We start from the raw sequence: 13,875 nt of genomic DNA on the forward strand, positions 1-13,875 counted from the left end.
CCGATGTCGGATTAAAAGAGCTTCTGGAGTTTATCCTGGAGAATCATCCGGCTAATATCAACACTATAACGACTCAGCGCCCACTCATCACTCAAAGATCTATCGAATGTTGGCTTAAATTGTTGCGAGAAAAAGGGCTGGCCGAGTTCAAGGGTGCCCAGAGCGGGCGGCTCTGCGTGATAGGCGATTGAATATGCTGAAAGGACCGATTGCTCTCGCGACTATCCGTACCAGTTTTGTCTTGGGACTACGCTTTGTTGTGCAAGCCGGCAGCTTGTTGCTGGTCGCTCGGATGCTGGGACCTGAGCAATTTGGGGCATTTGCGGGTATTGCAGCGCTGGCTGTGCTGCTGGGAACGCTATCTACCTTCGGTACGCATTTGGTGCTATTGGCCGCGATTTCTAAAGACCCGTCCAGGCGTGTGGCGGTGTTGTCGTATGCATTGCCGACTACCTTGCTGTGCGGCGGTACGCTGCTGATCGCCTTTGTGTTGATTTGCACCCAGCTACTGCGTGTCAGTGGCGTGGGTTGGGGCATGCTGCTTTCGCTTGGGGTGGCAGAGATGCTGCTGATGCCACTGTCTGCCTTGGTGGTGGTGGAAGTGCTGGCTGCCGAACATACGGCGCGCTCTCAGTTGCTGCAGACGCTACCGCTGGCGTTGCGTCTGGTGGCTGCCGCCCTGGTGGGTTGGTTGGCACCGGCAGAACCACTGACGGTCTATGGCTATGGCTATTGCATGGCGACGGCGATTGGCTTGCTGGTGATGCTGGGCTGCCTCCCTAGCCGCTGGCCGCAGCCGCGCCTGTGGCGCCGGCCTGGTGGGCGGGAGCTGCGTGAGGCGGCTAGTTACGCCGCGCTCAACATCACGGCGTCTGGCCCTGCGGAGCTGGACAAGACGCTGGCCATCAAATTGCTGCCATTACCCGCAGCAGGCTTGTACGCGGCGGGCGCGCGGATGGTGGGCGCGGTCACGTTGCCGGTGGTCGCTTTGATGTTGTCGGCATTGCCACGCTTGTTTCGCGAAGGGCAGGAGCAGCCGCAGCGCGCCTATCAGCTGTTACGGTGGATTTTTGGTGCTACAACTCTTTACGGTATGGGGCTGGCGGCAGCTCTGTGGTGTTGCGCTCCGCTATTCGTCTGGTTGTTAGGCGAAAAATATCAGGGGGTGGAGGAGGTGATCCGGTGGTTGTGTTTTGCAGTGCCTGCCATGGCGCTGCGTATAGCGGTGGGCAACGCGTTAATGGCGCTGGGTAAGCCTTGGATGAGGGTGGGATTCGAGGTGGCAGGCCTGGCGGTATTGAGCGTGGCGGCCCTTCTTTTGACGACTCATGGGGGTATGCATGGTCTTGTCTTGGCGCTCGTGTGTTCCGAGTGGGCAATGGTGCTAATGGGGGGATGGCTAATTGTTCGCACTCGTCTCCGACGGCATTGAGCTTGTTAGATCGACATGCTGAAATTCTATTTATGACTTCCTTCTTATGTTCTGATAGGCCAGTATTAAGATTTTGGAGAGATTTTTAGTAATTGTTGCTCCAAGCCCATCATGCCTTATTTTTTCTATGGTTTTTTTATGAAGAACTTGGCGCTCGCTCTCGATGTGGCTGTTGTTGTAATTTTCAGGATGTTTGAGTGCATCAATTATGTAAATATCAAGATTTTGTGCTAGAGAAATCCAATGGTCGGATCTGTATGTCGCCTGTCTTTGCTTTTTTGTTATGTTCTGTGCTGCGCCTCGCGTTAGTCCATAGCTAAATGCGCCTGCTATGAAATGCCTTTCTAGGAAATTAATCTTCTTTGCTTTTTCGCGTGGAGGTGTAATGTATTTGTTGTGGCGTCTGTTGATATGTGTGCCGCAAAATATAATACTATTTCCGCTGGTTTGACTCGTGGCGTCCAGTGCTTTTTCTAGTTCTTGCTCAGTGCCAATTATGTCGTCTTCTAGAATGAGGCAATGAGTATAAGTGCTCTCGAGAAACTTTTGAATCGCGATCAAATGACTACGCGCGCAAGCTAGTTCGGCAGGAGATATTATTTTTCCCAAGCGCTTTTGAGTATTCATCATTGCTTGGAAATAATCGTTGCTTGATATGGTGTTCTTGTCAATGGCGTCAATTAAATTGATGGTGTTATAAGAAAGAGGGAATTGTGCTTTTAGTTTTTCACGTCTCTCTATCTCGCTTTTGAGTGAAATTAAGTAGATTGCTGGAGTGTTCTTCATTGATTTATCTTTGGGGTGGTTATAGATGATTTACCTGTTTTTGTAGAGCCTTCCTTTATTCCTTTCCACATGCTTTTGATTTGTCGGCTGCGGGAGGGGCCTATCATGGCCATAACTCCGGTCGTCAAAAGCAGCTTTGCCACAGCCCAGACTTTCCAAACCCTGGGGATATAATATCTCCTCATAAGAATGGCGGCATTGCGGTATAGGTAGTAATGTCGTTGCGGCGAGCGAACCGGCCAAACTCTCCACCCGAACAGCCAGAAACGTATGCTGGCCTGGCCCATGCTGTGGCTAAATACTGCCTCTGGAATACCCCACAAACCGTATCCATGCGCCATGACCCGAAATGCCCACTCGGTGTCTACATGGTCAATGAACAATGTTTCATCAAGGCCGCCTAGTTGCTGGAATAACGTTATGGGCACGAGTGTTCCGCTACCGTTGAGGTTCGAGCATGGTATAGGCGAGTTAGAACCTATTGATGGATAAGCTCGCTTCCACCTCCATCGGCTGCTTTGGTGGAAGCCATGTGTCAGACCGGTATCGGGATCTGCCAGTAATGGCCCTACGCATCCTACTCTGTAATCCTGTGATTGAAGATTATCGAACGCAGTAAGTAGAGCGGTAATGCTGCCTGGCTGTGGCTCGCTGTCTTGGTCTAACAAGAGTACGAATTCCGGGCAGGGGGTCAATGTAGCTAACCAGTTCACGCCACGGTTGATAGCGGCTGCTAGACCCAGGTTAGAGTCGCTTCGTATCAGATGTACATTCTTAAAATTGCTTGCGACAATTTCTATCTCTGCCCAATGCTGAGGTTGGGATGCATTGTCCACAATGACCTTGATGCTGGATGTAGGCAATGCGCGTAGCTGTGCCTCTAGTTCCATTTGTGAGGGATTGAAAGTTACTGTGACTGTCGCTAGGCGCGAGATTGCTGCCAATTCTTGAGTCGCTGGTTTTTTAGGCTCGGTCATGAATAATCCGATTCAATGCCGCGCTTATGCGTTGACCGAAGACTGGCCAGGCAAAACCCTGAGCAAAGGTAGTTATGTTGGCTCGCCACGGTGTAGGGTCGTCAGTCAGCACCTGCAATACTGCCTGAGTCAGTGCAGGGTAGTTATCAGGTGCAATTAAATGGCCGGATTGCCCTTCGCCAACCGCGTCGATCACCCCTCCGGTAGCAAATGCCACGGTGGGTACACCATGCGCGGCGGCTTCGATGGCAACCATGCCAAAGCCTTCCGGGTCATCGGGGATGTGGCGTACAGGAAATACATGCACATTAGAGGCTTCGTAGGCTGTGGTCAGCAGAAGTTGGTCAGTGATGACCCCCAGAAATCTGATATGCCCGGCTATGCCGGATTGTTTTGCTTGGGCCCGAATGCAATCCACGTTCTGGATGCCGGCGCCCAAAGAGTTCTTCGGAGCTTCGCCAATCACTACCAGCACGCTATCAGGTTCGGCCTGCACGATAGCGGGCAGGGCCTGCTCTACAAATTCCCTCAACCCCTTGCGGGTGGTCAGGCGTCCCACGGACAGTAGAATCTTTTTGTCGGCAAGCCCGTGTTGTTCTTTAAATGCCGTGATGCGTTCTGCCGGTTGTGGTGCTTCTGGCAGGCTGACGCCGGGATAGACAATACTGATGCTGTTTGGATTGACGCCGGCTGCGACGGCCAGCGTTTGCGTGGGCGCGCTGTTGACGATGACCTTATCTAGCTTCTTGAATATTGGCCGCCAGAGTCTGCGATACAGGCTGTGATTGACGCTAATGTCGAAGCCATGCAGATATGCTGCCGAGCGGGCGCCGCTTAGTTTGCTCAGCAACCAAGCAATGGGCGCCGTCAGGCCGCTACCCGCGAGAATGACATCCGGTTTCCATCGCAAGGTAATCCACAATCCCCTGAGAAATGCCATCAGCAGAAACAGTGGCAGAGGTTTGAGTGGCGCTTCGGTTAACCTGACCGACTGTGGACTCAGCGCTTTGGCTCCTTTAGGGCCAATCACGTGAACCTCATTCTGTTTGGCTAGTTCGTCAGCCATATGCCAATTCAGGCGCTCCATCCCGCCAACCAGCGGCGGCAGGTTGCGGGTGATCAGGAGAGTGCGTGGGCGCTTGGGCATGCTGTCTCGCAGTTATGTGTTGTTTAGCCAGGCGGGCTTAGGCCGGAACCACATTGCTCTGCCGTTGCATGCGGCCGCGTGTGTCGACGATCAGCTTTGCCTGGCCCTGCAGTTGCTCATAATCGAAGCTGTCGTGGTCCGTAGCGAGAATCAGGCAATCATAGCTGGCGATGTTGTCCGCACTCAGCTGGATGGACTGCAGGTCGAAGTGATGGTCGCGTTTTTTGGGGAAAGTTGGGATATGCGGGTCGCTGTAGTCGACTTCGGCGCCTTTGCTTTGTAACAGTTCCATGATTTCCACTGCCGGCGATTCGCGGCTGTCGTCGATGTTTTTCTTGTAGGCAAGACCCAGCACCAGAATGCGGCTGCCTTTAACTGCCCTGCCGTGTTCGTTGAGCGCATCGGCAGTTTTCTGCACAACCCAGTGCGGCATGTAGTGGTTGATTTCGCCGGCCAGTTCGATGAATCGGGTGTTGATGCCATATTCCTTGGCCTTCCATGTGAGATAGAAGGGATCGATGGGAATACAGTGTCCGCCGAGGCCTGGGCCAGGTTGATACGGGGTGAAGCCAAAGGGTTTGGTAGCCGCGGCACGAATGACTTCATGTATATCGATGCCCATTTTGTCGGCAACGATCTTCATTTCGTTGACCAAGCCAATATTCACCGCACGGTGAATGTTCTCCAGCAGCTTGGTCATTTCGGCAGTGCGGGTGCTGCTGACGGGCACTAATGAACGGATGGCGTGCTGGTAGAGTGCCTGGCCCAGCTCCAGGCAGCTTGGCGTCATGCCTCCGATGACTTTGGGAATGTCATGGGTGCCATAGTGCGTATTCCCTGGGTCTTCCCTTTCGGGGGAGAACACCAGTGCGCAGTTTTTCCCTGGCGTTAATCCCTTTGCCTCCAGGCGAGGGGCGAGTTCCTCGTCCGTGGTCCCGGGCCAGGTGGTGCTTTCCAAGCTGAGTAATTGGCCAGCTCGGAAGTGCGGGAGTATTGCTTCCACGGTGTTGATAACGAAGCTCAGGTCGGGTTCCCGATGTACGTTGAGTGGGGTGGGGACGCAGATGATCAATGCGTCGGCTTCACCGCTACGGGAGAAATCGGTAGTAGCTTCCAGCCCCTGTGCTAAGGCGTTCTTGATGCGCTGAGGCGTTAACCTCTCGATATAGCTTTGCCCGGCGTTGAGCGTGTCGACCTTGTAATTATCGATGTCGAAGCCGATGACCTTGATGCCGACTTCGCAAAAGCGCAACGCGAGGGGAAGGCCGACATAGCCCAGACCATAAATACCGACAGTTGCGGTGCCTGAGGTGATTCTTTCTCGCAGAAGAGCTAGCGCTTCGTTCACGGTAGGGCTCATGTTTGATGTGGGCTTCGTTGCTGCATGATGCCAGACCTTTTAGGATGAGGCCGCGTGTTTAATCACGCTTGTGAAGTGCTGAAGCAGCCGATTTACCGTGCTGTCAGGTATCGATCTGTGCGTACGAAACCAATAGGCCTGCGGCGAATTCATGCCAGGCAGCCAAGTATCACTACATGCTAAGGGGGGACGCCCTGCCGTGAATCTATACATCCCTGGTTTGCGAGGTTTCGCCTTGGGGTAGGGCTCCCACGAAAAGCTGTTTGAGGCTCTTATCTGATCGGCATTAAGCTGCGAGCTATGATGCGGAGGTCTACAACGCCAACCGCATCGACAAATCCACTGCCTTCACATCCTTGGTCAGCGTCCCCAGCGAGATGTAGTCCACGCCCGTTTCGGCGACTGTGCGCAAGGTGCTGTCGTTGATGCCGCCAGAAGCTTCGAGTTTGGCGCGGCCGGCGGTGAGGTTTACGGCTTCGCGCATGTCTTCCAATGACAGTTCGTCAAGCATGACGATGTCGGCGCCGGCTTCCAGCGCTTCGCGCAGTTCTTCCAGGCTTTCCACTTCCACTTCCACCGGCTTGCCGGGGGCGATCTGCTGGGCGGCTGAAACTGCCTGGGCGATGCCGCCGCAGGCGGCGATGTGGTTTTCCTTGATCAGAAAGGCGTCGAACAGGCCGATGCGGTGGTTGTGGCAGCCGCCGCAGGTTACGGCGTATTTCTGTGCCAGTCGCAGGCCGGGAAGAGTCTTGCGGGTGTCGAGCAGTTTGACCTGGGTGCCCTCGACGATATCGGCGTAATGGCGGCAGCGGGTAGCAACGGCGGACAGGGTCTGCAGGAAATTCAAGGCGCTGCGTTCGCCGCTGAGTAGGGCGCGGGCCGGGCCTTCGACGGTGAACAGGGTCTGGTCGGCCTGAACGCGGTCGCCGTCCTGCACCTGCCAGTGCACCGCCACGCGCGGGTCGAGCTGGCGAAATACCGCATCGACCCAGGCCGTGCCACAGATAACCGCCGCCTCGCGAGTGATCACTCGAGCGCTGGCCAGGCGCTCGGCCGGAATCAGCTGGGCGGTGATGTCACCGCTGCCGATGTCTTCGGCCAGGGCGCGGCGGACATTGGCTTCGATTTCGCTGCTGAGTTCGGCGAGTGTCAGGTTGGGCATGGTCGGCTCCGGTTTAGGCGAGGGGCGATTATAGAGCCAGGCGGGGGCGGGGCAACGGTCGAGTGCCGTTCTGCGCCGTTCGGTTTTCGATTATTGGCTGGGCACTTTTGCCATGCACTGCGGCTCTTATTGATGGCAATGCGCCGACCACCGGTGCAGCGGCGCGTAGCTGGCAGCGTTAGGCTGTAGAGATGCGAGGGTGTTGTAGAGACTACCGCCTGTAAGTGGCGTGAGGCTATCTGTGATGCGGATCATGTCTCTAGAAAAAATTGACTTGGTATGGCGCGTAGCCTCCCTATAATGCCTTTACTTTTTATTTTATTGACGCCAGGCCTTTGACGTTAGGGACGACGCTCGGTTGACGCTGTGCAGACCAGGAAGCCCGGTTCGGGCAGTCTGCGGGAGACTAGAATGAAGACCGACGCGAATGTGGTGCCCCTGACCAAGGCGACCGCTGAGCAATCGCCAACTTCGCCGGTAGGAAGACTGCCCGTGGCGCTTATTCAGGTGCGTGACAAAGCCGCGCAACAGCTCAAGCAGAACCTGCAGAGCCTGTTCGACAATGCTGACGATACCCTCTTCGAGATGGCGGATCGGGCGACCAGCAATGCCGAGCAGAACGCTTTCTTCGAGGCGATGCGCGACCTGCGTCTGAAACGCAAGAATATCGAGCGCGGTTTCCTGCAGAAGGTGTTCGAGTCTTTCGCCAATCTCAATCAGTATGAAATCGGCAAGCAGCAACCCGCTCTGGATGCGGTGTCGTTCGACAGCCTAAGCCTGGTGCAGAACGACGAGCTGGAAGAGACCGTGGCGCTGGATGCCATGGTGGCCAAGGTCATCAGCCGTGATGCCATGGCGCTGGGCCACCTCACCACGCGTCTTAATGCGGTGATCAGCAAGAAACTCGATGACAAGAGCAACCCGCTCGGCCCGACGCTGCTCAGTGAGTACTTCCTCGATGCCTGCAGCGGCCTGGGCGTGGAGATCAAGGTCAAGCTGATCATCCTCAAGCTGTTCGAAAAATACGTGCTGGGCAGTTGCGACGTTCTTTATGCCGAGGCCAACCAGGCCCTGGTCAATGCTGGCGTGCTACCGGAGCTGAAGTCGGCGCCGCCGCGTCGTCAGCAGCGCCCCGCGGCCTCTGCTTATAGCCAGGCCTCGGGCGAGGAAGGCATTCCTCTGCTCGAAGGCGCCGATCAGGGCGTTCAGGAAGTCTTCGGTGCGCTGCAGGATTTGCTCCTGCAGGTACGCGGCACTGCCATGCCGCGCCGCGCCCAGGTGGCCGATGCGCTGCCGATCACCAGCAACGACCTGATGCGCCTGCTGTCGCACATGCAGCAGCGTGCCCCAGCGCAGGTCGATTTTGCGGACTTCGATCTGCGTGATCAGCTCGAGCGTTTGCTCGAACGTGCCAGCGTCAAGAGCGGCAAGGCACGCGTGGTCGGCGAAGTCGATGAAGACGTGATCAACCTGGTGTCGATGCTGTTCGAGTTCATTCTCGATGACCGCACTTTGCCGGATTCGCTCAAGGCGCTGATCGGCCGCCTGCAGATTCCGATGCTCAAGGTTGCGGTGCTGGACAAGACTTTCTTCAGTCGCGGCAGTCACCCGGCGCGCCGCCTGCTCAACGAAATCGCCTCCGCGGCCTTGGGTTGGGGCGATCAGGACGATGCCCAGCGCGACAGCCTGTACCAGAAGATCGAACAGGTGGTGCAGCGCCTGCTTAACGACTTCGTCGATGATCCGGCGATCTTCTCCGAGTTGCTTGCCGAGTTCATGGCCTTCACGGGCGACGAGCGTCGTCGTAGCGAATTGCTCGAACAGCGTACCCGTGATGCCGAGGAAGGCAGTGCCAAGGCCGAGCTGGCGCGCCGCCAGGTCGAGCAGGCGCTGAACGAGCGGCTGTTGGGCAAGACCTTGCCTGAAGTCGTGGTGCGCCTGCTACAGGAAGCCTGGAGCAAGGTGCTGATGCTCACCTGCCTCAAGCATGGTGTGGACTCGGACGAATGGCAGGCTGCGTTGCAGACCATGGATGATCTGGTCTGGAGCGTTGCGCCGCATGAAGATCCCGAGGCGCGACTGCGCTTGCTGGAACTGGTGCCCGGCCTGCTGAAGGCGCTGCGCGAGGGTATGGTCAGCGCGGCCTTCGACCCGTTCTCCACCAGCGAGTTTTTCAGCCAGCTGGAGGCACTGCATGTGCAAGCCTTCCAGCGCTTCAAGCGCGCCACGGCCGAGCCCGAGGTTGCGCTGGACGAATCCGAATCCACCACTGACGCCGCGCAAGCAGGTATCGAGCTGCCGCTGCTGGAGTTGCCGGCAGCGGAAGAGGTCGAAGATGCGCCGGCCATGGTCGAGGTGGTCGAGGAGATCGTCCTGCTGGCCCCGGGCCAGACCCTACCTCAGGAGCCGGACGTGGCAATGCCGGACGATGACGAGGCGCTGCAGCAGGTAGACAGCCTGCGCGTGGGCAGCTGGGTCGAGTTCCAGGAAGACGATGAGCACAAGCTGCGCTGCAAGCTGGCGGCGATCATCAAACCCACTGGCAAGTACGTGTTCGTCAACCGTACCGGCATGAAAGTGCTGGAAAAGAGCCGCAATGCGCTGGCCGTGGAGTTCCGTCGCAACACCATTCGCCTGCTCGACGATGCATTGCTGTTCGATCGGGCGCTGGAGTCTGTGATCGGTAACCTGCGCAAATTGAAGAACGCCTGATTCGTTGCCAGCAACGTTCTGCTGTTGGTAGCGAGTGGCCTTGTAGGAGCCCCGCCTCGGGGCGTAATGCTGTTCACTTAAGGTCGTAGGCATTGGCTCCCCTCTCCCATTTATTGGGGGCACGCCTAGTGGAGAGGGGGCGGGGGAGAGGGCCGAAAACTCCGCGAAACTGCCAGTTTTTCCCCTCGCAGAACGCGGCCCGCCCTAACCCTCTCCCCGGAGGGGCGAGGGGACTAATCGCGCTCGACCGTTTCTTAAGTGAACAGTATTGCGCCTCGGGGCGAAGCTTTTGGCTTAGCGTTGCCGCAACCATTCGTCGCGAGGCGCGGCTCCTACTTTGTGCCCATCTATTTTCCGTCTTCGCACATCCTGTTGCTGTCTCGCTCTTGGCCGTCTGGGTCGGCTGTTCTAGAGTGGTGCCACGCTCAGGAGTGCCATATGCAGCTCGACCCCACGACCGGCTGGTTTCAGGGTATCCATCATTGCCCCTCGCCGAACTTCAACGCTCGCCCCGATGGCGAAATATCCCTGCTGGTGGTGCACAACATCAGCCTGCCGCCCGGCCAGTTCGGGACAGGCAAGGTGCTGGAGTTCTTTCAGAACCGGCTGCCCACGCACGAGCATCCCTTCTTTGCCGAAATCGCCTCGCTGCAGGTTTCCGCGCATTTCTTCATCGAGCGTGATGGCCGGCTGACGCAGTTCGTCTCCTGCCTGGATCGTGCCTGGCACGCTGGGGTCTCCTGGTTCGAGGGGCGTGACAACTGCAACGATTTTTCCTTAGGTGTGGAGCTGGAAGGTGCGGATGACGTGCCTTACAGCGATGCTCAGTACGCCAGGTTGACGGAGCTAACGCGGCAACTGCTCGATGCCTACCCGGCGCTGTCGGCGCAGCGGATTCGTGGTCACTGCGACATCGCCCCTGGGCGCAAGACCGATCCGGGGCCGGCGTTCAACTGGCTGCGGTTGCATGCCGAATTAAATGAGAGGTAGCAATGAGTTTTCTGGTGATTCTGCTGGTGCTGTGGGTCGAGAAATTTTCCGCCTGGCGCCTGCGCATCCAGCAGGACGGCCTCTGGCTGGCGCAACTGCAACGCCTGCAACAGGGCGGGCTGCAGCAGGCCCCTTGGCTGTGCCTGGCCATTCTGGTGTTGCTGCCGGTGCTGGCGCTGGGCCTGGTGCTGCTGATCCTCGAGCCGCTGGCCTACGGTTGGCTGGCCTTGCCGGTGCATTTGCTGGTGCTGATCTACAGCCTGGGTCGCGGCGATCTGCTTGCGGCTTTGGGGCCGTTCCGTGATGCCTGGCGCCGCGGTGATGGTCAGGCGGCATACCATGTGGCCGAGCGCGACCTGGCATTGCAGCCGGAGGAGGGCGCCGAGTTGCTGCAGCAGGTTCAGGGGCATCTGTTGTGGCAGGCCTATCAGAGCTTCTTCGCGGTGATCTTTTGGTATCTGCTGCTGGGGCCGATGGCGGCGCTGGCCTATCGCCTGCTGGCACTGGGTGCCGAGCACGCCGAGCAGCCGGCCCTGCGTGAGCGCGCCGTGCAGCTGCGCCATGCCTTCGATTGGCTGCCGGCGCGGGTGCTGGCTTCCAGTTTCGCGCTGGTCGGCAACTTCGTCGCCGTCAGCCGTGCCCTGCTGCATGAGCTGCTGAGCTGGGATATTTCCGCTGCGCAACTGGTGATCAAGGCCGGGCGTGCTGCGGGCGAGATGCCGCCGCCGGTGATGGGCGAGGAGGGCGTCGATACTCTGGACCAGCTCTGGCAACTGCTGATTCGCGCGGCGGTGGTCTGGTACGCCGGCTACGCGGTCTGGGTGCTGTTCATCTAAGGCGCCGATCACAGGCAGAACCCGGCAGGGCGGGAGCGGCCGGGCTAGCCTGGTGGCGGGTCTCACCCGCCCTACGTTTTCATCAGGATCATGCGCTGTACCTGGCCGCGCCCGGGACAGCATGTGCGCTGCGCTTGCTTAACCTTAAGTTACAGAGAGGCGTGTCGATAAGCGGTATAAGGAGGCGGCAGTCGACCTGTTTGGTGATTTCCATCACGTTTATCGGCCTGTATTCGGCGCATGTATCCGCATGCCATATGTCGGTCGAAGCAGGATACCGTCACGAGATCGTAAGAGGCTCGGCGGCTGCCAAGCGAGACCTAATAACAATAATGGCAATTGGAGACGTCGAGTGAAGACCGTGTTGTATCCGGCCATCGCGCTGATGAATCGCCTCAGCTTCGGCATGAAGTTCAGCCTGATCAGCGTTCTATTCTTCCTGCCCATGCTCGTCACCAACTTCTATCTGGTGCGAGATTCCTATCGTCAGTTCGTCGGCACCCAGACGGCTCTGGAAAGCCTCGAGCTGCTCGGCAGCAGCCTGCAGCTACGCCGCGATCTGGAGAGCCTCAACGACCTGGTGCAGATCAACTCGATGATCGGTCAGTCCGGTCAGGCGGGGGATCTGGAGGGGCGGATCGGCCAACTGCAGCAGTCGCTCAATGCCGGTCTGCAAGCGCTGCAGCCGGTGACCAGCGATAGCGAGCAGGCAGCGGAGTTCGTCGCCAAGCGCGACGAATTGCTGGCCGAGTTGAAAAGCGCGGAGGCCGAGACGTCGCTGCAGAGCAAGACGGTCATCGTCGAGAAGCTGCTGGGCTCTTCCCAGGTTTTCATCAAGCTGGTGGCCAGTCAGGCCGGGTTGAGCCAGGACCCGCAACGTCAGGTACGGCAGATCACCGAGCTGATCACCAATGTCACCCCGCAAATTACCGATGTGCTCAGCCAGGGCCGAGCGGTTGGCGCCTATTCCCTGGGCCAGGGTTATCTCAACTCTGCAGCCAGCACCAAGTTCGACGACCTGCTGCTGCAGTTGGAGAAACTGCACGCCGAGTATGGGTTGAACCTGCAGGATGCCCTGGCCGGCAACGTCGCCGCGCAGAACGGCCTTGGCAGCCTGGCCGAGGCGAGCCGCCAGAGTTTGAAGGACAGCGCCGTGCTGTTCGAGGATCAGGTCATCATCGCCGACAGCCTGGATACGCCCTGGACGCAGTTCTATGAGCAGACCAGCCAGCAGATGGCCAGGACCTACGCGTTCAACGATGGTCTGTTGGCCTTCCTCAACAATCAACTGAGCAAACGACTCAGCGAAAACCGTGCGCAGATGGTGCTGCTGGCGGTGGCGCTGGTGGTGGTGTTCCTGCTGATCGTCTACCTCTACAGCGGCTTCTACGTTTCCACGCGTGCGACCCTGAAGAACCTGGGTCAGGTGATGGACAAGGTGGCCGCAGGCGACATGACGGCCAACTTCCAGGCGCAGAGCCGCGATGAGCTGGGTGAGCTGGGCCAGGTTTTCAACCAGACCGTGCAGCGTATTCACGATTTGATCGAGCGCGTCGGCCATACCGTGGGTGAGGTCGGTGGGCAGGCCGACCGGGTCGAGCTGGTTTCGGGCGAGAGCAACCAGGCGGTGGCCAGCCAGCGTGCGCAGATCGAGCAGGTGGCCACGGCGATGAACCAGATGTCCGCCACCGCTCAGGAAGTTGCGCGCAGCGCAGCCGCTGCGGTGGGCAGTGCGCAGAGCGTGAATCAGGAGACGGTCAGCGGTCGTGCCCTGGTCGAGCAGCAGGTGGGGGCGATCCAGCGGCTGGCCGGTGAGATCGACCAATCGGTGTTGGTGATCAACCAGCTGGCCAGCGACAGCGCCGCGATCAGCCAGGTGCTGGACGTGATCAAGGGCATTGCCGAGCAGACCAACCTGCTGGCGCTCAACGCCGCGATCGAGGCGGCGCGAGCCGGCGAACAGGGCCGTGGTTTCGCCGTGGTGGCCGATGAGGTACGCAACCTGGCCAAGCGCACCCAGCAGTCCACCGAGGAAATCGAGGCGATGATCGCCAAGCTGCAGGGCGGCGTTGGGGCTGCGGTGAAGGCGATGAATGCCAGTCACCAGATGGCCGATGGCACCGTGAGCGAATCAGCCAAGGTGCAGCTGGCACTGGAGAATATCCTCGGCGCCGTGGGCATGATCGTCGACCAGAACCAGCAGATCGCCGCGGCGGCCGAGCAGCAGACGGCGGTGGCCCACGATATCGATCAGAACATCGTCGAGATCAATCATGCCGGTGAGCGCACTGCGCAAGGTGCCAGCCAGACCGAGCAGGCCAGTCGTGAGTTGAGCGAGTTGGTGGCGCGGCTCCGGCAACTGATTGGGGCGTTTCGTGTGTGAGTGAGGATTGGCCTCGTGGGAGGCGCTTCAGCGGCGACGTTTTTTGATAGTCGCGGCTAAAGCCCCTCCCACAACATTCCCGCGGCCGTC

Annotated in this window: 11 protein-coding genes and 1 pseudogene; 7 read left to right on the forward strand and 5 right to left on the reverse strand. The window is 58.4% G+C overall.

The window, feature by feature from the left end:
- Together B3P22_RS18460 and B3P22_RS18465 are read left to right on the forward strand one after the other, a co-directional pair.
- On the forward strand, nucleotides 1–191 hold a 191-nt coding region (locus tag B3P22_RS18460; protein ID WP_296272013.1), incomplete at its 5' end, for a hypothetical protein.
- Nucleotides 192–193: 2 nt separating this feature from the next.
- Nucleotides 194–1,432 carry a lipopolysaccharide biosynthesis protein gene (locus B3P22_RS18465; RefSeq protein WP_296272014.1) on the forward strand — a complete coding sequence of 413 codons (1,239 nt, stop codon included), beginning with the start codon at nucleotides 194–196 and terminating at the stop codon, nucleotides 1,430–1,432.
- Nucleotides 1,433–1,462: 30 nt separating this feature from the next.
- On the opposite strand, the gene B3P22_RS18470 is transcribed toward B3P22_RS18465, so the two are convergent.
- From B3P22_RS18470 to nadC, 5 genes are all read right to left on the reverse strand, one after another.
- Nucleotides 1,463–2,218: a glycosyltransferase family 25 protein gene (locus B3P22_RS18470; protein ID WP_296272017.1), complete on the reverse strand. Its 756-nt coding sequence runs from the start codon at nucleotides 2,216–2,218 to the stop codon at nucleotides 1,463–1,465.
- Entirely contained in the window at nucleotides 2,215–3,195 is a 981-nt protein-coding gene (locus B3P22_RS18475; protein WP_296272018.1) for a glycosyltransferase, read from the reverse strand. The genes B3P22_RS18470 and B3P22_RS18475 overlap by 4 nt, the downstream gene beginning before the upstream one ends.
- On the reverse strand, nucleotides 3,182–4,342 hold the full coding sequence (locus B3P22_RS18480; RefSeq protein ID WP_296272020.1) for a glycosyltransferase family 4 protein: 1,161 nt from the start codon (nucleotides 4,340–4,342) through the stop codon (nucleotides 3,182–3,184). Before B3P22_RS18480 ends, B3P22_RS18475 begins: the two co-directional genes overlap by 14 nt.
- A gap of 37 nt (nucleotides 4,343–4,379) precedes the next feature.
- Nucleotides 4,380–5,690, reverse strand: coding sequence for a nucleotide sugar dehydrogenase (locus B3P22_RS18485; RefSeq protein WP_296272022.1), 1,311 nt, complete (start codon nucleotides 5,688–5,690; stop codon nucleotides 4,380–4,382).
- Nucleotides 5,691–6,015: 325 nt separating this feature from the next.
- Nucleotides 6,016–6,864 (reverse strand): carboxylating nicotinate-nucleotide diphosphorylase, encoded by an 849-nt coding sequence (nadC, locus tag B3P22_RS18490; RefSeq protein WP_296272024.1) that lies wholly within the window; start codon nucleotides 6,862–6,864, stop codon nucleotides 6,016–6,018.
- Between the two features lie 411 nt (nucleotides 6,865–7,275).
- Here nadC and B3P22_RS18495 point away from each other — a divergent pair, with 411 nt between their 5' ends.
- The 5 genes and pseudogenes from B3P22_RS18495 (at nucleotide 7,276) to B3P22_RS23960 (ending at nucleotide 13,785) form a co-directional block, all read left to right on the forward strand.
- Nucleotides 7,276–9,576 carry a DUF1631 domain-containing protein gene (locus tag B3P22_RS18495; RefSeq protein WP_296272026.1) on the forward strand — a complete coding sequence of 767 codons (2,301 nt, stop codon included), beginning with the start codon at nucleotides 7,276–7,278 and terminating at the stop codon, nucleotides 9,574–9,576.
- 438 nt (nucleotides 9,577–10,014) lie between these two features.
- Nucleotides 10,015–10,566 carry a 1,6-anhydro-N-acetylmuramyl-L-alanine amidase AmpD gene (gene ampD, locus B3P22_RS18500; RefSeq protein WP_296272027.1) on the forward strand — a complete coding sequence of 184 codons (552 nt, stop codon included), beginning with the start codon at nucleotides 10,015–10,017 and terminating at the stop codon, nucleotides 10,564–10,566.
- Between the two features lie 2 nt (nucleotides 10,567–10,568).
- On the forward strand, nucleotides 10,569–11,402 hold the full coding sequence (gene ampE, locus B3P22_RS18505; RefSeq protein ID WP_296272028.1) for a regulatory signaling modulator protein AmpE: 834 nt from the start codon (nucleotides 10,569–10,571) through the stop codon (nucleotides 11,400–11,402).
- Nucleotides 11,403–12,723: 1,321 nt separating this feature from the next.
- A pseudogene (locus B3P22_RS23955) lies at nucleotides 12,724–12,930 on the forward strand (HAMP domain-containing protein); the annotation flags it as partial.
- 150 nt (nucleotides 12,931–13,080) lie between these two features.
- Complete coding sequence (locus B3P22_RS23960; protein ID WP_419096368.1) at nucleotides 13,081–13,785, forward strand: methyl-accepting chemotaxis protein; 705 nt, start codon at nucleotides 13,081–13,083, stop codon at nucleotides 13,783–13,785.
- The last annotated feature ends 90 nt before the right edge of the window (nucleotides 13,786–13,875 follow it).

The sequence above is a fragment of the Pseudomonas sp. UBA6323 genome, from assembly GCF_002439135.1.
Lineage (GTDB): Bacteria > Pseudomonadota > Gammaproteobacteria > Pseudomonadales > Pseudomonadaceae > Aquipseudomonas.